Origin of the sequence: Paenibacillus sp. FSL R5-0490, from assembly GCF_001956215.1 — a bacterium.
Taxonomy (GTDB): domain Bacteria; phylum Bacillota; class Bacilli; order Bacillales; family Cytobacillaceae; genus Cytobacillus.
Genome location: NZ_MRTQ01000019.1, coordinates 42,505 through 63,379, shown reverse-complemented (window position 1 = coordinate 63,379; position 20,875 = coordinate 42,505). Strand labels below are relative to the sequence as shown.

Below are 20,875 nucleotides of genomic sequence, written 5' to 3'. Positions count from 1 at the left end.
AATGAACGGCTTTTTTTTGCAGGGCCCTTTCTGAAGAGCCGGGTATTTAATTTTTCCTTGCTGCTTCAGCTTCTTTCACAGCATGAGGCGTGTAAAATTTATATGCTTTTATGCCGCCCCATATGCTTAGACCGCCAATAAGAATAAACACAATCGCCACAATGAGAGCAGTTGTTGTGTCGTATAAAAACAGCTGATTAAGGCCAAATATGGCAACAAATGAACCCAGGGCAATTCTGGACTTGGCTGATATCCATTGTCTTTCAGCCGGCTGTCTGCTTCTGAAGAACTTTACTTTGTAGAAAATATAGAAAGAAAAAGAGAGTATAATCAGGATAACAAATATAGGCATTTCATAACCTCCAAGTTTCGACAATCTCTTATTATTCTACCTTCATTATTAAAAAAATGCCATAAGCGTGCAGTGTTTTCTTTTTCTTTTCATGGTGGTATGGTAAAAATATAGTATTCAGAATAAAAGGAGCGCGCCATGAAACAGAAGATATTAGATGAAATAATAAAATATGAAACAATCATTATTCATAGGCATGTCCGTCCGGACCCGGATGCGTATGGTTCACAGGGGGGCCTTGCTGAAATCCTTAAGGCTTCATTTCCGGAGAAAGCGATCTTTACTGTCGGGCAGGAAGAAGAAACACTTCATTATATGAGAAGGCTTGATGAAATATCTGATGATACATATAAAGGTGCGCTGGTCATTGTCTGTGATACAGCAAATGCAGAGCGGATATGTGATGGCAGATATGGAACGGGCAGCAAGCTGATTAAAATTGATCATCACCCTAATATGGATCCGTATGGGGATTTAATGTGGGTGGATACAGATGCAAGCTCTACAAGTGAAATGATTTATGAGTTTTATCTTTTCGGCAAAGAACAGGGACTAAAAATGTCTGATGAGGCGGCCAGGCTTTTATTTGCTGGAATAGTTGGCGACACCGGCCGTTTCCTTTATCCCAGCACAACAGAAAAGACGTTTGCCTTTGCAGGTGAACTGATTCATTATAATTTTTCACGTCCGGAACTGTTTGATAAGATGTACGAGCTGGACGCAAATATTGTTAAACTGAAGGGATATGTGCTGCAGAATTTTGAGATGAGATCCAGCGGGGCTGCTGTCATGATCCTGAAAAAGGAATTGCTCGAAGAATTTCAGGCGGTGCCTTCCAAAGCATCCCTGCTCGTAAGCACTCTTGGCGATGTGAAGGGAATAAAAGCATGGGTTTTCTTTATCGAGGAAAGCGATCAAATCCGTGTACGGTTCCGTTCTAAGGGTCCAATAATTAATGAAATTGCAAGGAAGTATAAAGGCGGAGGACACCCCCTTGCTGCCGGAGCTTCCATTTATTCATGGGATGAGATGGAAACCGTTGTAAGTGACCTTGAGGCTGTCTGCAGAGACAACTGACATATAATGCCCGGCAAAAAAAGCCGGGCATTAATCCAGCATTATATTCAATTCAATTGAGACAGTGGTATAGATGACCAATTCTTTAACTTCCACCCGGTACCTTTTTTCGTTTACGCGATGTGTCTTATTCTCTATGATTTTTTTGATCAGTTCACTGCTTTTATATACAGTATCCATGTCTTTGGCAATCATCATGCTGATATCCTCTTTTATTTTATCTTCCAGCTGGAAAACACTGAAGGAATCCAGTTTATATTTGTCGCCGTTGACAATTTTAATGGAAATATCCTGGACAGTCAGTTTTTTCTGGTTTTCTTTATTTAATTTTTTAAATTCCTCCTGCCAGATTTCTTTATCTTTTTCCAATTCATAAATAGCATCCTGCTGAAGCTTGATTTCTTTGCTGTATCTCTCCTGCCATTGCCCAAAGATAAATAAAAAAATAAACCAGCTGATGATGCCTCCCAGCGCCATTCCTGCAAAAAAACGCTGCCAGGATGGCAATCGGTAGTAAGGCGGTATCCTCATGCCGAAATGTTCTCCTGAGTCAGCCAGTTAATGAGCATGGCGCCGGTCTGGGCCCCTCCGAGAGCAGAAAGAATCAGCATAAATTGCTTGAAGATGTCCTTAGTCTGTCCGTCCATAACGCCTCTTTCAAAGCTGTAAACTGTATCAAAGGTCCCCCCTATCGCTGCAATGATGGCCCAAATGCGAATCATACTGGAAATCTGGAAGATTTGATTTAAAGGAGGCTTTCCTGTCAGAAAAGCAGCCATGCCGCCAATGATTGAACCTCCAATTAAAACACCGAACGCAATGAAATAGCTCTCAATTAAAGTGGAGAAAAAGGGCTGGGTATTCATATCATCCATCCTCGCTGCAGGAATGGTCCTGCCAGAATTATCTTGATACTTCATCATATGGACAAACTTAATAAAATATGTTTTTTAGGTGCTGTTAAAAAGAGAACATATTTTCTTTTTGGAAACGGGCGTTCTATAATGAAAATAGCAGAAATTAAGGGTGTGAGAAACATGTCATTTATTCACCTTCATGTATATAGCGCGTATAGCCTGCTGTCGAGCACGGCAAGAATAGAGCAGCTTGTGACGGGCGCAAGGGAAAATAGGTTTCCTGCCCTGGCTCTGACGGACCGAAATGTCATGTACGGGGCAGTCGCCTTTTATAAAGAATGTCTTAAGCAGTCCATAAAGCCGATCCTGGGACTCACTGTGGATGTACTAAGCGAGAAATCTGAAGGCGAAGCTTATCCATTGGTCCTCCTGGCTAAAAACCGGCAGGGGTTTCAGAATCTATTAAAAATCACGAGCACGGTCCAGACAAAATCGCCTGGAGGCATTCCTGTTAAATGGCTTAAACACTATGCCGGAGGATTGTTTGCTTTAACTCCAGGCTTGGATGGGGAGATCGAACAATCTCTTGTGGCAGGTGAATACGGCCAGGCAAAAAGAACAGCTGACCTTTTCGGCAGCATTTTCGGGCCAAATTCTTTCTTCTTCGCTTTACAGGATCATGGGCTGCATGATGAAAAAAAAATCCACGACACTCTGGTTAAGCTTTCAGAAGAAGCCGGGATTGGCCTGGCGGCTTCAAATGGTGTCTGTTACATAAAAAAAGAGGAAGCTTTTGCCCATGAGTGTCTGCTGGCCATTAAAAATGGTGAAAAGCTCCAGGATGAAGAAAGAGAACGGCTGAAGAGCAATGAGTATTACTTAAAGTCATCCGGGGAAATGGCGGAACTGTTATCAGAGTATCCGGATGCATTAGAGAATACGATTATGATTGCTGAGCAATGCAATGTAATGCTTGAGCTGGATAAACAGAATCTCCCTAAGTACCCTGCTGCAGGAGGAATGAGTGCCGATGAGCTGTTGGAAGAAGTGTGCCGGCAGGGCTTTGCTGACAGATATCCGGATGGCAATGATGAGCATAAGGATCGGCTGCGGTATGAGCTGAACATAATCAGGAACATGAAATTCAGTGATTATTTTCTAATCGTTTGGGATTTTATGAAATTCTCGAGGGAAAATGGCATTTTAACAGGTCCGGGACGGGGATCTGCAGCCGGTTCGATGGTTGCTTATGTCCTCTACATAACAGATGTGGATCCCATTGAGCATCAACTCCTATTTGAGCGGTTCCTTAACCCGGAAAGAATCTCCATGCCTGATATTGATATCGATTTCCCGGATCACAGAAGGGATGAGGTAATTCGGTATGTATCCCAAAAATATGGAGAACTGCATGTGGCACAAATTCTTACATTTGGGACCCTTGCTGCCAAAGCGGCACTCCGGGATGTCGGCAGGGCATTTGGCCTTAATCCTAAAGAGCTGGACATGCTTTCAAAAAAAATACCTTCCAAATTAGGCATCACTCTCAAAGAGGCCTACAAAGAATCTGAGCCTTTAAGAAGATTTACCCAGGAATCCGATTTAAATAGGAGACTATTTGAAACAGCTGTCAAACTGGAAGGACTCCCAAGACATACATCGACCCATGCAGCCGGGGTTGTCATCAGCGAACATCCGCTTGTTGAGGCCATTCCTATACAAAAAGGGCATGAAAATGTTTATTTGACCCAATATTCAATGGAGCATCTCGAGGATGTCGGCCTTTTAAAAATGGATTTTCTCGGTCTTAGAAACCTGACATTAATTGAGAATATCCTAAGCTCTATACAGAGAAAGACAGGCACACAGATTGATATAAAACAAATTCCCCTGGATGATGAGGATGTATACAGTCTATTGGGAAGAGGAGATACAACAGGTATTTTCCAGCTTGAATCTGATGGGATGCGCAGTGTCCTGACAAGGCTTCAGCCAACGCGGTTTGAGGATATAGTGGCTGTCAATGCTCTTTATCGCCCAGGCCCAATGGAAAATATCCCTCTTTTTATTGACAGGAAGCACGGAAGGAAGCCAATCATATATCCTCATCCTGACTTGAAGCCTATTCTTGAAAATACGTATGGAGTCATCGTGTATCAGGAACAAATTATGCAAATCGCTGCAAAAATGGCCGGATTTTCATTGGGTGAAGCAGATTTGCTTCGGAGAGCGGTCAGCAAGAAGCAAAAAGAAGTGCTTGACCGTGAGCGTGTCCATTTCGTTGGGGGAGCAGTCAATAAAGGCTATAATGAGCAAACCGCTCATGATATATATGACTTAATCGTCCGGTTCGCAAATTATGGATTCAACCGGAGCCATGCTGTTGCATATAGCTTCATAGCCTATCAGCTGGCTTATTTGAAAACTCATTATCCTCTTCACTTTATGGCTTCCCTGCTGACTTCTGCTATCGGAAATGAAGGCAGGATTGCCCAATATATCGGAGAACTGAGGCAGATGGGCTTAACGCTCAGCCCGCCTTCCATTAATAAAAGCGGCTACTCCTTTCTGGCAGAGAAAAATTCTATCAGATATAGCCTGGCTGCTATAAAAGGAATTGGTGCTGCAGCTTTAAGAGATATTTTTCAGGCGAGAAAAAACAAGCGCTTTGAAGATCTGTTTGATTTTTGCATAAGGGTTTCAACAAAAGCAGTAAATCGCAAAATCCTTGAATCGCTGGTACATTCAGGCAGCTTTGATGAATTTGGAGAAGATAGAGCTGTTCTTCTGGCAAGCCTGGATGTAGCTGCGGAGCATGCCCAGCTTGTTTTGCCGGAAGATGATCAAGCTGATTTCTTTGAAGATGATGAATTTTTTCCTAAGCCTAAATATACAGAAGTAGATCCGATCCGTTCCGAGGACAAGCTGAGATTTGAAAAAGAGGTGCTCGGCCTATATTTATCAGATCATCCTGTTTCAATTTACGAATCCTATTTTTCCCTGCTGGAAGCCTGTCCGCTGACTGAACTCGAAAAAACGGTTAAAAAGGCAAAGACAGTTGCTTATTTATCCGAAGTGAAAAAAATCCGTACGAAAAAAGGCGAACCAATGGCGTTTCTTTCCTTGAGCGATCAGACGGGGGATATGGAGGCAGTTGTATTTCCAAAGGTGTTTAACCGGTTTTCCATGCTCTGCTCTCAGGGAAACATCGTCTTAGCGGAGGGAAAGCTGGAGGAACGGGACGGAAAAAAGCAGCTGATTGTACAGCACCTGGATGATGTGAAGGAAGCCGTTGAAAAAATGCAAAATAAAGATCCCGTATTGTATTTAAGGATTACTGAGGATCGGGAGACAACGGAAAATCTTCGTTTGCTCAAAGAATTATTTAAGAAAAATGAAGGCAGTGTTCAAGTGGTTTTGTATTATGAAACCTCCCGAAAAACCATTCGCCTGGGTGAAGAGGATCTGGTCTCGCCGACAGTGGATTTCCTGAATTTACTTATGCAGCTGCTTGGCCGGAATAACGTCGTTTTAAAGTAATTACCCTTTACAACAATAACAATTATGGTATATTTGTAAGAAGAAAAATAAACTGGTCTGACCACTGTGAGTGAAAGAAAAGCCCTGCTCAATCTGATACTGAAACAGAACTGCAGCTGGGTTTAAAGCATGTATTCGTCAAGTCTATGTTTATATATAATCCTATCCGGAATATGAGGAGTGAAAATTTTGACCTTACGCGAAGAAGCTTTGCATATGCATAGAGCTAATAAAGGGAAATTGGAATCTAAATCTAAAGTACAGGTGCGAAATGCCAAAGACTTAAGTCTTGCTTACTCACCGGGGGTTGCTGAGCCCTGCAAGGAAATTTATGATAAGCCGGAAACTGTCTATGAATATACAATGAAAGGCAACATGGTCGCGGTTGTTTCCGATGGAACAGCAGTGCTGGGACTGGGGAATATCGGGCCGGAAGCTGCCCTGCCTGTAATGGAAGGAAAAGCTGTACTTTTCAAAAGTTTTGCAGGAGTGGATGCATTTCCAATTTGCCTTAATACGACAGACGTAGATAAAATTGTTGAGACTGTAAAACTGCTCGAGCCTACATTTGGAGGCGTAAACCTTGAAGATATTGCTGCTCCCAATTGCTTTTATGTAGAGGAGCGACTAAAGAAGGAAACAAACATTCCCGTTTTTCATGATGATCAGCATGGCACTGCCATTGTAACTGTTGCAGGCCTTGTAAATGCCCTGAAGCTTTCCGGGAAGAAGATGAATGAAATTAAGGTAGTCGCAAATGGTGCCGGTGCTGCCGGGATTGCCATTATTAAACTTTTATACAGCTACGGTGTACGCGATATCATAATGTGTGACACCAAAGGTGCTATTTATGAAGGCCGCCCTCAGGGTATGAATGAAATTAAAAATGAAGTTGCAAAGTACACGAATCGCGAGAATGCGAATGGAAGCCTTGCAGATGTTATTAAAGGGGCTGACGTATTCATCGGGGTTTCTGCTGCCGGAGCCCTGACGGCTGAAATGATTGGCACTATGAATCAGGATCCGATTATATTCGCTATGGCTAATCCAACTCCTGAAATTATGCCTGAAGAAGCGAAAGCGGCTGGGGCAATGGTGGTTGGAACCGGAAGATCCGATTTTCCAAACCAGGTAAACAATGTGCTGGCTTTCCCAGGAATCTTCCGCGGAGCACTGGATGTCCGGGCAACTCATATCAATGAGAAAATGAAAGTGGCTGCTGTAGAAGCCATTGCTAATCTGGTGCATCAGGATGAATTGAATGCAGATTATGTCATCCCGGGGCCATTCGATCCCCGTGTAGCACCGGAAGTTGCAGCTGCTGTAGCAAAGGCAGCTATGGAAACCGGCGTTGCCCGCATTAAAGTCGATCCTGAAGAAGTGAAGGAAAAAACGAAGCAACTTGCAGTCATTGGAAAAGGTGAGTGATTCCATAAGTGAATTCACCTCAAAATAACACGAAGGTTTATATCGGCATTGTCAAACAGCTTAGGACCATGATTGAACATGATGGCCTTAAGCCTGGAGATCGATTGCCTTCCGAAAGAGAGCTGTCAGAGCGCCTGGGTGTCGGGCGCTCTTCCGTTCGGGAAGCATTAAGAGCTCTTGAACTTCTTGGCTTAATTGAGACAAGGAGAGGCGAGGGAACTTTTATGAGGGATTTTAGGGGGCATCAGCTCGTACAGCTGCTCAGCACGTTTATTCTTCAGGATAAGAAATCTATAAGAGATGTAAAAGAAACCAAGTTTCTTATCGAACTTGACTGTTTATGGCTAATTATTCAAAAGGCTGATGAAGATCGGCTTCTGAGGTTCAAAAAATGGACCCTGGAAGCAGACTACACAGATGATGACTTTTTTCTTGAAATCGTCACATTCGCAGATAATCATCTTTTCCTCCGTATTTGGATCATTCTCAAAGATTATTACAATTCTTTGGATTTAGAGAAAATGATGATCACCAAGCAGCAATATGCAGAGCTGATTGACACCTTGATTTCCAGAAAAGATTCCGAAGTTATTCGCGTATACAGGAAATTAAGAAATTTGTCGAAGGATTAACGACAATTTTTTGCAGAATTAATTTTTGATATCATCTATATTTAAATAATCAGACAAGCATAAATGAAGCCTAGAAAAGTTAGGCATTCATTTTTACATTAGTGGTCTGACCACTGATGAAATTAATGGAAATGATTCAGCTATTATCAGGGAGGTTTCATCTTGCTTAAAGATATTTTTACTAAGACGAAGAAGAAGAAATATGCTACCATTCCATCGGAAACGGCAAAGCAGGATGTGCCGGAAGGAATCATGACAAAGTGTCCAAACTGCAAGAAAATCATGTATACCAAAGAATTGGTTAAGAACCTTAAAGTGTGTTTCCATTGTCATTACCACCATACCATGAATTCAAAAGAGCGTTTAGCAAGCTTTTTGGATGCTAATAGTTTTGAAGAAATTAACGCGAACATGATTTCTGAAAATCCTCTGAATTTCCCGGATTATATTGAAAAGCTGGAGAAGGATCGGGAAAAGACAAAGATAAATGAAGCGGTAGTGACTGGGACAGGCACTGTAAATGGCCAAAAAATTGCAGTAGCTGTTATGGATTCCACTTTCAGAATGGGAAGCATGGGTTCAGTAGTCGGAGAGAAAATTACCCGAGCCATTGAAAAAGCTGATGAATTACAGGTTCCTTTTATTATTTTTACCGCTTCAGGCGGTGCACGAATGCAGGAAGGAGTCTTGAGCCTGATGCAAATGGCCAAGACAAGTGTCGCACTAAAAAGATTCAGTGATAATGGAGGACTCATTATTTCAATCATGACTCACCCGACAACAGGCGGAGTATCTGCAAGCTTTGCTTCACTGGGCGACTATAATCTGGCAGAACCTGGTGCGCTGATTGGATTTGCGGGACGCAGGATCATAGAACAAACGATTCGTGAAGAATTGCCGGAAGACTTCCAGACAGCAGAATTCTTATTAAAATGCGGTCAATTGGATGCAGTAATACCTAGAACAGAGTTAAAAGAAAAAATATCAGCTATTTTATCCATACATCAACCAGGAGGTGACTTCCAATGGCAGGAGAATTAGAATTTGAGCGCCCGGTTATGGAACTGAAAAAAAAGATTGCTGAATTAAAAGAGTTTACCAAAACAGCCGATGTAGACCTATCTTCCGAGATAGAGAAGCTGGAGGCGCGGCTGGAAAAATTAGAAGCCGATATATATGAAAATATGAAACCGTGGGATCGAGTGCAGATTGCAAGGCATCCCGCAAGACCGACTACACTGGATTATATCTCTCACCTTTTTGAGGATTTTTTCGAGTGTCATGGGGATCGTGCTTTTGGTGATGATGAGGCGATTGTTGGCGGTATCGCAAAGTTTAGGGGAATTCCGGTTACTGTCATCGGCCACCAGCGGGGAAAAGACACAAAAGAGAATATCCGCAGAAATTTTGGAATGCCGCATCCCGAAGGTTACCGCAAAGCATTAAGGCTTATGAAGCAGGCCGATAAATTCAGGAGGCCTATTATCTGTTTCATTGATACAAAGGGTGCTTACCCAGGGAAAGCTGCAGAGGAACGGGGACAGAGTGAGGCAATTGCCAAGAACCTGTTTGAAATGGCAAGCCTCAGAGTCCCGGTTATCTGTATCGTCATTGGTGAAGGTGGAAGCGGCGGAGCTCTTGCTCTTGGTGTAGGAAACCATATCCATATGCTCGAAAACTCCACTTATTCGGTTATTTCTCCAGAAGGAGCGGCTGCTATACTTTGGAAAGATGCAACTCAGGCAAAGAAGGCTGCAGAATCCATGAGAATTACTGCACCGGACTTAAAGGAACTGGGTGTGGTTGATGAGATTATTGAAGAGGTAAAGGGCGGAGCCCATAAAGATGTCAAGGTTCAAGCTGCGGAAATCGGAGAAGTCCTTACTCACTCATTGAAGGATCTGATGGATCTTACTGAAGACCAGCTGATCGATCACCGGTACAACAAGTTCAAATCGATTGGAGAATATTCGTTTTTAAAGGAATTTATTGGGGTAAAATAAAAGCGTGCTTTCGGGCACGTTTTTATTTTTTCATAGCTGGCTGTGCAGAAAAGCGAGGGCCACTTAGACGTTGGAGAGTCGCAATAATACTGTCTGTATAGTAGAAAAAAGCAGTTTCTTCTATATAAAACGCTTTCAGTATCCCGACAATTCTGTATTTCTTTTAAATTGTCTGATTAAGTTGAGATGCTCCCTTCTTCATGGTATTTTAGAAATATTCAATAGCGTTTTGTTCAATAATAAGATAAGCATAGAATGCTCTGCTTTACATATAGAGAGCCTTTATTACATACAGAATTTTCGGGCAGGCATGTACATTCTTTATAGGCTGTTAAAATACAGCACAGCAAGAAAACGCGTTTTCTTATGGTGATATAAATTACATTTGAGGTGATTATTGTGAAGAAAATAGGAGTCTTAACTAGCGGCGGCGATTCTCCTGGAATGAATGCGGCTGTACGTGCAGTTGTCCGTAAAGCGATCTATCATAATATTGAAGTGTATGGTGTTTATGGCGGATACTCCGGCTTGATGTCAGGAAATATTAAGAAGCTTGACCTCGGTTCGGTTGGTGATATCATCCATCGCGGCGGTACAGTTTTGCATTCAGCAAGAAGCGAAGAGTTCAAAACAAAAGAAGGCCAGCAAAAGGGCATTGAACAAATGAACAAGCACGGAATTGAAGGTCTTGTCGTTATTGGCGGGGATGGATCATACCGAGGAGCAAAAGCTTTGACAGAGCATGGATTTCCTTGTGTTGGCGTACCTGGCACTATCGATAACGATATTCCGGGAACGCAATATACTATTGGCTTTGACACTGCATTAAATACGGTTATTGATGCAATTGATAAAATCCGTGATACAGCTACTTCCCATGAAAGAACATTTATCATTGAAGTTATGGGAAGAGATGCAGGAGACATCGCTTTGTGTGCAGGATTAGCAGGCGGTGCGGAGACAATCCTCATTCCTGAAGCAGGCTATAGTATGGATGAAATTGCAGAGAGATTGAAAAAGGGACATGAACGCGGCAAAAAACACAGTATCATTGTAGTTGCAGAAGGAGTCTGCAGCGGCGTGGAATTTGCCAAGCAAATCAAAGAAACAACAAATTTTGATACACGTGTGTCCGTGCTTGGCCATATGCAGCGGGGCGGTTCCCCAACTGCATTCGACCGGGTGCTTGCCAGCCGCCTTGGAGCATATGCAGTAGAGCTTATTCTTGAAGGAAAAGGCGGACGTGCAGTAGGAATTCAAAATAATAAACTGGTTGACCATGATATAATTGAAATATTGGATAGAGAGCATACACTTGACCTGGATCTCTACAAACTCTCGAAAGAGCTGTCTATTTAATTTTGCCACATATAAACCTGCACGCGGCTCCCGAAAGCCGCCTGTGCCGGTAATCTAGCTGCACTAATTCAGGAGGTAAATTATAATGCGTAAAACGAAGATCGTTTGTACTATTGGACCTGCCAGTGAGAGTGTTGAAAAGTTAACACAGCTTATTGAAGCAGGAATGAATGTTGCCCGGTTAAATTTTTCCCATGGTGATTTCGAGGAGCATGGCCAGCGAATTCAGAATATCCGTGAAGCTTCAGCAAAGACCGGCAAGACTGTAGCAATCCTCTTAGACACTAAAGGGCCGGAAATCCGCACAAATAATATGGTGGATGGCGCGATTGAACTGCAAGCTGGAGAAAACATTATTATTTCTATGAACGAGGTTGAAGGAACAGCAGAAAAGTTTTCTGTTACATATGCAGGCCTTATTGAAGATGTGGACACAGGAAGCAAAATTTTGCTTGATGACGGTTTAATTGGTCTGGAAGTGACAAAAATTGATAAGGCCAACAGTGAAATCCACACAAAAATTTTAAATAGCGGAACACTTAAAAATAAAAAAGGCGTCAATGTTCCAGGTGTTTCTGTGAATCTTCCCGGCATAACAGAGAAAGATGCGCAGGACATCATCTTCGGAATTGAACAGGGCGTCGATTTCATTGCGGCTTCTTTTGTCCGAAGAGCATCTGATGTTTTGGAAATCAGACAGCTGCTTGAAGAGCACAATGCATCATATATCAACATCATTCCTAAGATTGAAAATCAGGAAGGTGTAGATAATATTGAAGAAATACTTGAAATTTCTGACGGGCTTATGGTAGCGCGCGGAGACCTTGGAGTTGAAATTCCAGCAGAAGAGGTGCCGCTCGTACAAAAGCAATTAATTAAAAAATGCAATGCACAGGGAAAACCAGTCATTACTGCAACTCAAATGCTCGATTCGATGCAGCGCAACCCGCGTCCTACACGCGCAGAAGCGAGTGATGTAGCAAATGCCATTTTTGATGGTACTGATGCGATCATGTTATCCGGTGAGACGGCTGCGGGCTCTTATCCTGTCGAGGCTGTGCAGACAATGCACAACATTGCATCAAGAGCGGAATCTGCATTAGATCATAAAGAAATTTTGTCAAATCGCAGCAAAGATAATGAGCATAACATTACTGATGCCATCGGAGAATCAGTGGCACATACAGCTCTAAACCTGGATGTTAACGCAATTATCACTCCAACTGAAAGCGGCCATACAGCCAGGATGATTTCCAAGTACCGTCCTAAAGCACCAATCGTTGCCGTTACTTCTAATGATTATGTGTCACGGCGTTTATCTTTAACATGGGGTGTATACCCTCAAATTGGCCAAAAAGCGTCTACAACAGACGATATGCTTGATATCGCCGTTGAAGAAAGCTTGAACAGCGGAATTGTTGCTTCAGGAGATTTAGTTGTAATTACAGCAGGAGTTCCTGTGGGTGAAGCAGGTACCACCAACTTAATGAAAATTCATGTAGTGGGGGACATTCTTGCTAAGGCACAAGGAATCGGGCGGAAATCAGCCTTCGGAAAAGTCGTTGTAGCAAGAAATGCAGAGGAAGCATTAGCGAAGGTAACAGAAGGCTCTATTCTGGTTACAATCGGCTCAGACCGTGAAATGGTGCCTGCGATTGAGAAATGCAGTGCGCTCATTACAGAAGAAGGCGGGCTTACAAGCCATGCAGCTGTTGTTGGCCTTAATATTGGCATACCTGTCATTGTAGGGGTTGAAAATGCAACAAGCCTGCTAATGGATGGGCAGGAAATCACTGTTGACTCTCAGCGCGGTGTAATTTATAACGGCCACGCAAGCGTATTATAATTTGAATTTGTAAAAGGAAGGGGCTCCCTTCCTTTTTTTATTTTCCCGGACAAATAGTTATATTCTCAGTGCCTTGTTTGATATAATAATGGTAAGTCTTAAACAAAATAGAGGTGGCTTAATGCGCTACATTCTCTTGCTGATGATAATCGTTCCAGCAGCTGAAATAGGCGTTTTACTACTTTCAGGCAATACAATTGGTCTATGGCCTACACTTGCGATTATCCTGCTTACGGGTGTTCTCGGTGCTTATCTTGCTAAAAAGCAGGGTATTGAAACAATCAGAAAAATCCAGGATCAGCTGCGATACGGGCAAATGCCTGGTGACGCTATTCTTGAAGGGGCCTGCATCCTTATTGGCGGGACGCTGCTTTTGGCACCCGGTTTCATTACAGATGCATTAGGTTTTACTTTGCTTCTTCCTTCTGCAAGAAAAGTCCTCAAAAACATGCTTTATATAGGGCTGAAAAAGTGGATGAACAAGGGAACGATCACGATAATAAGGTAAAAATAGCTATATAAAAAGCCGCTCCGATTCATTGGAGCGGCTGGTTTAATTTACTGGGAGATGGCAATATTGTCCCGCTCAGTGGAATTATTGCCATTGAGCGGGGAGATGTCAGGCAAGTGCCCTATATCCAATCCTCAGCATAGCATGGCTTAAGGGGTGCCAGAATTTATAACCCTAATCGGCTTTTTCGCTGCCTTTTATAAACAGCCAGATATCTCTGAATACCCCAGCTTTATGAAGAGTAGTGAGGAGTACAAGAGTGACCGGACCTGCAATCAGGCCCAAAAAACCAATCAGCTTAAAACCGGCAAATAAAGCAATCAGGGTAGCTAAAGGATCAAGCCCGATGCTTGATGAAAGAATCTTTGGCTCCATTATCTGGCGCTGGACCAAAACAATGATATAAAGAATGCCCAGCCCGAGTGCCCTGCTCATTTCTCCGCCGATCGCCTCATATATAATCCACGGCACAAAAATCAGCCCTGTTCCGAGATAGGGAATAATATCGACAAGGCCAGTCACAAGTGCAATGGTGATGGCGTAATCGACACGCAGAATAAGAAGTCCGATAAGTATGATAACCGTTGTAATAGATACTAATGTAGCCTGTGCCTTGACGAAACCAAATAAAGCCTTCTGCAGATCGGCAAATACGGTTCTGCCGCTTTTTTTTGCCCGGCTGGGGAGCATGCGGCTGAATATACCTGAAAGCCTGTGCCAATCCTTGCTGATAAAAAAAGTGGCAAGCAGCGAGAAGATCAGGACAGTTGCAGCATTGGGAAACCATGAAAGAATGTTAGGGATTTTTTCGAAAAACGCCTGGATAAAGTCTCCCAGTGTAGATCCGAATTGCTTTCCGACATTTTCTATATTCGTCATAATGGTATCCTGCTGTCCTGTTCCCAAGTTATTAAATAAACTTGCCAGCTGGTTATAAAGAGGAATGATTTGCCCTGCAAAGAATTGCTCAACAAAACCTATTAAGGTATCAAGGTGCTGCGGTACTACTTTTGCTAAATAATCCGCACCTGATACGATCTCTGCCACCAGCAATGTGATTAATCCGGCAAAAATGGCAAAGATAAGAATCAGTGCAATGAGGACTGCAAGAGCCCTCGGTAATTTCCATTTAACCTCCATTATATTGACCAAAGGGTTAATTAGAAAGGCAATGGCCAGTCCAATAATGAAAGGATAAGTCACTTTGGATAAATATAGGAAAGCATAGAGACTTAAGATCACCACTCCAATGACAAAGAAAAATCTTACGGTCCGATAGATATATGCCGGGTTCAAGTAATAGCCTCCTTATTAAATTTGAACAGACTAAGTCATTGCAGCTTTGCTTTATCGCAGTCTAACGGGCAGTAAGCCCCCACTTTAAGACTCAGAGGAACCAAAAGAGGGTAAGTGGGGGGCAAACTGCCCGTAAAGGCCCGATTGGTTCAACTAACAATCAGTGGGGGATAAGGACCCCCCACTGATTGAAGTTTCACTTTATGTAATGTTATTAGTCATATCATACATCATTTTTTCTAGAGCTAAAAATAATTAGATATATTCTATTAGTACTTATTCTATTTTAAAATATCCGGCAAAGAACCCGGAAATTATTAAATTGATTTAAATTATGTTACGATAATATAGAAAGCTGGCAGGTGAATTAGCAGATGTTTTCCCAATCACTCATTTTTTTGTTTCTATTGCTGGGGATAGGTGTAATAGCAAAAAATCAATCACTGATCATTGCTGTCTTTGTTTTGATTATCCTTAAAACAGCCGGCCTGGATTCAAAAACCTTTTCATTTCTGCAGTCCAAGGGAATTAACTGGGGTGTAACCATTATTACCATTGCTGTCCTTGCACCTATAGCCAGTGGTGAAATCGGCTTCCGGGATTTAGGCGGGGCATTTAAATCTCCTTATGCGTGGGTTGCTCTAGTCTCAGGGATTGCAGTTGCGCTCCTGGCAAAAGGCGGCATCGTATTGCTGGCTGAAGATCCCCATATTACAACTGCTCTTGTTCTGGGGACCATTCTTGCTGTCTCCCTTTTTAAAGGCATTGCCGTCGGTCCTCTGATAGGAGCAGGGATTGCGTATATGGCAATGAAAGTCTTTGAGCTTTTTAAATGAATGATTAAAGTGCTCATGATAGATTTTTTTGAAAAGAAGAAAGAAAACTGTGAACTTTGATGTCTGTCTAGCTCGAGCGCCTATCCCCTCGGGGTGTCGGGGATGGGCAAGGCGCTTCCGCTTTTCTTATTGCCTTTGGGCAATAATGCAAATAAACTTTTCTTGAAAAATAATATTTTTTAACAAATTAAGTGCTTTTCGTTCACAAAAGTCAGATAATTGTTTATAATAGGACTTGTAAGCGTAACCTATTTCACGGTACCTATTAAATTCAGTTAAGCTCTATTAAAATGTTATTAATATATTTATTTTTTCATTTTTGGAAAAATGTAAGCATTTTCTTTTTTTTTTAGTGAGTACCGAGCAACCGCTCGATTAATGCATGCCAAGTGAAAGTTTATTTCTTCCATATATCGGGAGTTCGCCAAATGAAGGTTGCACCTTTCATAAATTTGGTCTGTAGATCGGCTGATAAAGCCGGCTTTTCAATGGCTGTCCTGCAGCCCTATAATAGTGTCCCAAAAAGAGAAAGCAGAATTCGGACATGACGAGGAAGCTTTTCTGAAAGATGAAAAATCAGGTTCGCCTTACTTATGTTTAATGTACAGACAAAAATGGGTATGGGGAAATTTTATTATGTAAAGGAGAGATTCGGTATGACAGTAACACGCGGTCTTGAAGGGGTAGTAGCTACTACTTCGTCTATCAGCTCCATCATAGACGATACATTAACCTATGCTGGCTACAATATTGATGATTTGGCTGAAAATGCAAGCTTTGAAGAGGTTATTTATCTTTTATGGCACAGAAAGCTTCCTGCTCAAACCCAACTGGATGAGTTAAAGAGTCAGCTTGCAGCAAACTACTCTCTTCCAGAGGAAGTTCTGAACCATTTTAAAACATATCCAATTGACAAAGTGCATCCAATGGCTGCCCTTCGTTCTGCAGTGTCTCTATTGGGACTTTATGATGAAGAAGCAGACCAGATGGATGAAGAAGCGAACTATAAAAAAGCAATTCGCCTTCAAGCTAAAATGCCTGCTATCGTAACGGCATTTGCAAGAGTAAGAAAAGGTCTTGAACCAATTGCTCCTAGAACAGATCTTGGATTTGCAGCCAACTTCTTATACATGCTTACAGGCGAAGAGCCTGAACCAATCGCAATTGAAGCATTTAATAAAGCGCTGGTTCTTCATGCGGACCATGAACTGAATGCCTCCACGTTCACTGCACGGGTGTGTGTAGCTACTTTGTCAGATATCTATTCAGGAGTTACAGCGGCTATTGGCGCATTGAAAGGACCATTGCATGGCGGTGCCAATGAGGCGGTAATGAAGATGCTTACTGATATCAGCACTCTTGAAAATGTAGAGCCGTATATCCGTGAAAAGCTTGAAAAGAAAGAGAAAATTATGGGATTTGGCCATCGTGTTTACCGTCAGGGCGATCCTCGTGCCAAGCACTTAAGAGAAATGTCTAAAAAGCTTACAGAACTTACCGGGGAACCACACTGGTACGAAATGTCCACGCAAATTGAAGCGATCGTTACCGGGGAGAAAAAACTTCCGCCAAATGTCGACTTCTATTCTGCTTCTGTTTACCATAGCCTGGGAATCGACCATGACCTGTTCACGCCGATTTTTGCTGTTAGCCGTGTATCTGGCTGGCTGGCTCATATTCTCGAACAATATGAAAATAACCGTTTGATCCGCCCGCGTGCAGACTATACAGGCCCGGGAATGCAAAAATACGTGCCAGTAGAGCAAAGAGGTCTATAATAGGCTGAAAAAACAGATTAAAAGAACTAAAATTATTACTCAGCATTTTACTTTTTATCAAAAAATTGATGTAATAGAGAGAGCAGGGAAAAGGTTAGGGGCATATGCCTTCTAACCTTTGAATCTGATATACTGATGCAGCATTGCGCCGACCGAAAACTATATAAATAAAAAGGCTGATGCTTGCACTTTTCAAAATGGAGGGTATAACAATGCAAGGTGAAAAAATCACAGTTACTAATGGTGTACTAAACGTACCAAACAATCCAATCGTTCCTTTTATCGAAGGAGACGGAACAGGACCTGATATTTGGGCGGCAGCTTCCCGTGTATTGGATGCATCTGTAGAAAAAGCATATAAAGGTGAGCGCAAGCTTGTCTGGAAAGAAGTGTTAGCAGGGGAAAAAGCCTTCAACCAGACTGGCGAGTGGCTCCCTTCCGAAACACTTGACGTGATCAATGAATATCTTATTGCCATTAAAGGTCCATTAACAACACCAATCGGCGGCGGAATCCGTTCTCTAAACGTTGCGCTTCGCCAGGAGCTTGACCTGTTTGTGTGCCTGCGTCCGGTTCGCTGGTTTGAAGGTGTTCCTTCTCCAGTCAAACGCCCTCAGGATACTGATATGGTTATTTTCCGTGAAAATACTGAAGATATTTATGCCGGCATTGAGTACGCAAAAGGCTCTGATGACGTTAAAAAGCTAATTTCATTCCTTAAGGATGAGATGGGTGTTAATAAGATCCGCTTCCCGGAAACTTCAGGCATCGGCATTAAGCCTGTTTCAGAAGAGGGAACCAGCCGCCTTGTACGCGCAGCTATCGAGTATGCAATCAAAGAAGGCCGTAAATCCCTAACACTTGTACATAAAGGCAATATCATGAAATTTACTGAAGGTGCCTTTAAGAACTGGGGTTATGAGCTTGCTGAAAGAGAGTACGGAGAAAAAGTATTCACTTGGGCTCAATATGACCGCATTAAGGATGAGCAGGGTGTTGAAGCTGCAAACAAAGCTCAGGCAGATGCAGAAGCAGCCGGCAAAATTATTGTTAAAGATGCGATTGCTGATATTTTCCTTCAGCAGATCCTTACCCGTCCAAAAGAGTTTGATGTTGTTGCAACAATGAACTTGAATGGTGATTATATTTCTGATGCTCTTGCTGCACAGGTAGGCGGAATTGGCATTGCTCCTGGAGCAAACATTAACTATGAAACTGGACATGCGATCTTTGAAGCAACACATGGTACAGCTCCGAAGTATGCCGGTCTTGATAAGGTTAATCCTTCATCTGTTATTCTTTCAGGTGTATTAATGCTTGAGCACCTTGGATGGAACGAAGCTGCAAACATGATCGTTAAATCTATGGAGAAATCTATTGCTTCTAAAGTTGTAACATATGACTTTGCGCGTCTAATGGATGGAGCAACTGAAGTAAAATGCTCTGAATTTGCCGACGAACTAATTAAAAACATGGAATAAAAAAGTAAAAGCGCCTTTAATAAAAGGCGCTTTTGATTAATATACTATTCATGCAGTATATTTTGTGTGCTTCCCTGAGGAAAACTTCTTTTGCCGGGCAGCTGGCGATTCTCTGAAATTGTGTATATAGGAAGGCTGTTCCTTGAAACAGCCTCTTACATAAAGGATGCAAATCCTGAAACTTTCATTTCCAAAAGGAGGAACTGCTCATGTCATTGAAACGCAAAAAGATTTCTGTAATCGGTGGAGGATTTACTGGAGCAACAACTGCATTCTTACTGGCTCAAAAGGAACTTGGGGATGTCGTGCTGGTCGATATTCCGCAAATGGAAAACCCTACAAAGGGAAAAGCTCTTGATATGCTTGAAGCAAGTCCTGTTCAGGGATTCGATTCGAATATCACTGGTACTTCAAGCTATGAAGATACACAAGACTCTGACATTGTAGTTATTACCGCTGGCATTGCACGGAAGCCGGGCATGAGCCGTGATGACCTTGTTCAAACGAACCAGAAGATTATGAAAAGTGTAGCGCAGGAGATTGCAAAACATTCTCCTAATAGCTATATTGTTGTGCTGACTAATCCAGTGGATGCAATGACTTATACAGTTTTCAAGGAATCAGGTTTCCCGAAAAACCGTGTAATTGGGCAGTCAGGTGTTCTTGACACAGCCCGCTTCCGGACATTTGTCGCGCAGGAACTGAATTTGTCTGTTAAAGACATTACAGGATTTGTACTTGGCGGACATGGTGATGACATGGTTCCGCTAGTCCGCTATTCATATGCTGGCGGCATTCCTTTAGAATCATTAATTTCAAAGGATCGTCTGGATGCCATTGTTGAGCGTACACGCAAAGGCGGTGGAGAAATCGTCAACTTATTAGGCAATGGAAGTGCTTACTATGCTCCAGCTGCTTCCCTTGTGGAAATGTGTGAAGCCATCCTTAAAGATCAGCGCCGCGTACTGCCTTCCATTGCTTACCTTGAAGGAGAATATGGCTACGAAGGAATCTATCTGGGTGTGCCTGCAATCCTTGGAGCAAACGGAATCGAAAAAGTAATAGAGCTTGAACTGACAAGTGAAGAAAAAGCTGCCCTCGATAAGTCGGCAGATTCAGTTCGCAAGGTAATGGAAGTATTAGCTTACTAGGATGGTCTAATCTATGTAAGAAATTCCGGGGGGCTTTCTCCCGGATTTTTTTTACTGGAAGCCCTTTTGGGAAATAGTATAAGATGATATCATAGAGAAAATAGACTGAATAATTTAAAATATTGATTAGTCTATTTTTTTACAGTAATTATGTAAACGGTTACAAAACTCGGAGGTGCTTAGCTATGCTGCTTGGAAAGAAAAGAAAACTGGGAAGATCCATAGAAGAAATATCTGTGGGCGAAAAATTGACGCTAACAGAAAAAATAGAAGATAAGGATCTATTGCTGTATCTGGGCCTTACAAACGATGCAAACCCTTTATATATTCAGCATGATTATGCTTCACAAACCCCTTATAAAAAACCAATTGTACCAAGTGTTATGCTGAATGGCATCATTAACTCCGCCATATCAAAATATTTGCCGGGTCCCGGAAGCCATGTATTAAAACAGGAAATCGAGTACACGAAGCCTGTCTATCATTATGGTACGGTTCAATTTTTATTTGAAGTAACAGAAGTGAACACATCAAATCATACCGTGCAAATTAAGGTCCAGGGAACAAATGAAGAGGACCAGACGGTTATTAATGGACAGCTCCTTGTATGCCCTCCATACAAGCCTCAGCCTATGGATGGCAATGCTTTGGATAATTTCTGATAGTCAAAAGATGTGCAGCATATGCACATCTTTTTTGATGAAATCCTTCCTTTACAACAATTGACC

General features: G+C 42.3%; 18 protein-coding genes. 14 read left to right on the top strand and 4 right to left on the bottom strand.

From position 1 onward, the window contains the following. Positions 1-46: 46 nt before the first annotated feature. Positions 47-352: a YtpI family protein gene (locus BK139_RS16165; RefSeq protein ID WP_035330304.1), complete on the bottom strand. Its 306-nt coding sequence runs from the start codon at positions 350-352 to the stop codon at positions 47-49. Positions 353-490: 138 nt separating this feature from the next. Here BK139_RS16165 and BK139_RS16160 point away from each other — a divergent pair, with 138 nt between their 5' ends. Next, complete coding sequence (locus BK139_RS16160; protein WP_076260719.1) at positions 491-1,429, top strand: DHH family phosphoesterase; 939 nt, start codon at positions 491-493, stop codon at positions 1,427-1,429. A gap of 30 nt (positions 1,430-1,459) precedes the next feature. On the opposite strand, the gene ytrI is transcribed toward BK139_RS16160, so the two are convergent. Then, a complete protein-coding gene (gene ytrI, locus BK139_RS16155; RefSeq protein WP_076260716.1) occupies positions 1,460-1,960 on the bottom strand; it encodes a sporulation membrane protein YtrI in 501 nt (166 codons plus the stop codon). Then, the gene (gene ytrH, locus BK139_RS16150) at positions 1,957-2,352 is read right to left on the bottom strand and encodes a sporulation membrane protein YtrH (protein WP_335690840.1); all 396 of its coding nucleotides are present in this window, start codon (positions 2,350-2,352) and stop codon (positions 1,957-1,959) included. Before ytrH ends, ytrI begins: the two co-directional genes overlap by 4 nt. 114 nt (positions 2,353-2,466) lie before the next feature. Here ytrH and dnaE point away from each other — a divergent pair, with 114 nt between their 5' ends. The 8 genes from dnaE (at position 2,467) to BK139_RS16110 (ending at position 13,602) form a co-directional block, all read left to right on the top strand. Then, a complete protein-coding gene (gene dnaE, locus BK139_RS16145; protein WP_076260815.1) occupies positions 2,467-5,826 on the top strand; it encodes a DNA polymerase III subunit alpha in 3,360 nt (1,119 codons plus the stop codon). Between the two features lie 189 nt (positions 5,827-6,015). Then, positions 6,016-7,254 (top strand): NADP-dependent malic enzyme, encoded by a 1,239-nt coding sequence (gene ystJ, locus BK139_RS16140; RefSeq protein ID WP_048008362.1) that lies wholly within the window; start codon positions 6,016-6,018, stop codon positions 7,252-7,254. A gap of 8 nt (positions 7,255-7,262) precedes the next feature. Next, positions 7,263-7,886, top strand: coding sequence for a FadR/GntR family transcriptional regulator (locus tag BK139_RS16135; RefSeq protein WP_076260714.1), 624 nt, complete (start codon positions 7,263-7,265; stop codon positions 7,884-7,886). Positions 7,887-8,048: 162 nt separating this feature from the next. Beyond that, positions 8,049-8,927, top strand: coding sequence for an acetyl-CoA carboxylase, carboxyltransferase subunit beta (gene accD / locus BK139_RS16130; RefSeq protein ID WP_048008363.1), 879 nt, complete (start codon positions 8,049-8,051; stop codon positions 8,925-8,927). After that, on the top strand, positions 8,912-9,889 hold the full coding sequence (accA, locus tag BK139_RS16125) for an acetyl-CoA carboxylase carboxyl transferase subunit alpha (protein WP_076260711.1): 978 nt from the start codon (positions 8,912-8,914) through the stop codon (positions 9,887-9,889). Before accD ends, accA begins: the two co-directional genes overlap by 16 nt. A 399-nt stretch (positions 9,890-10,288) precedes the next feature. Further along, complete coding sequence (gene pfkA / locus BK139_RS16120) at positions 10,289-11,248, top strand: 6-phosphofructokinase (RefSeq protein ID WP_035330297.1); 960 nt, start codon at positions 10,289-10,291, stop codon at positions 11,246-11,248. 85 nt (positions 11,249-11,333) lie between these two features. Continuing rightward, positions 11,334-13,094, top strand: coding sequence for a pyruvate kinase (gene pyk / locus BK139_RS16115; protein WP_076260709.1), 1,761 nt, complete (start codon positions 11,334-11,336; stop codon positions 13,092-13,094). Positions 13,095-13,215: 121 nt separating this feature from the next. Continuing rightward, positions 13,216-13,602 (top strand): FxsA family protein, encoded by a 387-nt coding sequence (locus BK139_RS16110; protein ID WP_076260707.1) that lies wholly within the window; start codon positions 13,216-13,218, stop codon positions 13,600-13,602. Between the two features lie 177 nt (positions 13,603-13,779). On the opposite strand, the gene ytvI is transcribed toward BK139_RS16110, so the two are convergent. Then, complete coding sequence (gene ytvI / locus BK139_RS16105) at positions 13,780-14,901, bottom strand: sporulation integral membrane protein YtvI (RefSeq protein ID WP_076260705.1); 1,122 nt, start codon at positions 14,899-14,901, stop codon at positions 13,780-13,782. Positions 14,902-15,275: 374 nt separating this feature from the next. Between ytvI and BK139_RS16100 the strand changes: the two genes are divergently transcribed. The 5 genes from BK139_RS16100 to BK139_RS16080 all read left to right on the top strand — a co-directional run bounded on the left by BK139_RS16100 (position 15,276) and on the right by BK139_RS16080 (position 20,809). Further along, positions 15,276-15,737 carry a DUF441 domain-containing protein gene (locus BK139_RS16100; protein ID WP_076260703.1) on the top strand — a complete coding sequence of 154 codons (462 nt, stop codon included), beginning with the start codon at positions 15,276-15,278 and terminating at the stop codon, positions 15,735-15,737. 656 nt (positions 15,738-16,393) lie between these two features. Further along, positions 16,394-17,515: a citrate synthase gene (gene citZ, locus BK139_RS16095; protein ID WP_076260701.1), complete on the top strand. Its 1,122-nt coding sequence runs from the start codon at positions 16,394-16,396 to the stop codon at positions 17,513-17,515. Positions 17,516-17,727: 212 nt separating this feature from the next. Then, a complete protein-coding gene (icd, locus tag BK139_RS16090; RefSeq protein WP_076260699.1) occupies positions 17,728-18,996 on the top strand; it encodes an NADP-dependent isocitrate dehydrogenase in 1,269 nt (422 codons plus the stop codon). A 209-nt stretch (positions 18,997-19,205) separates the two neighbouring features. Continuing rightward, positions 19,206-20,147 (top strand): malate dehydrogenase, encoded by a 942-nt coding sequence (mdh, locus tag BK139_RS16085; RefSeq protein WP_076260697.1) that lies wholly within the window; start codon positions 19,206-19,208, stop codon positions 20,145-20,147. A 185-nt stretch (positions 20,148-20,332) separates the two neighbouring features. After that, complete coding sequence (locus BK139_RS16080; protein WP_076260694.1) at positions 20,333-20,809, top strand: MaoC/PaaZ C-terminal domain-containing protein; 477 nt, start codon at positions 20,333-20,335, stop codon at positions 20,807-20,809. The last annotated feature ends 66 nt before the right edge of the window (positions 20,810-20,875 follow it).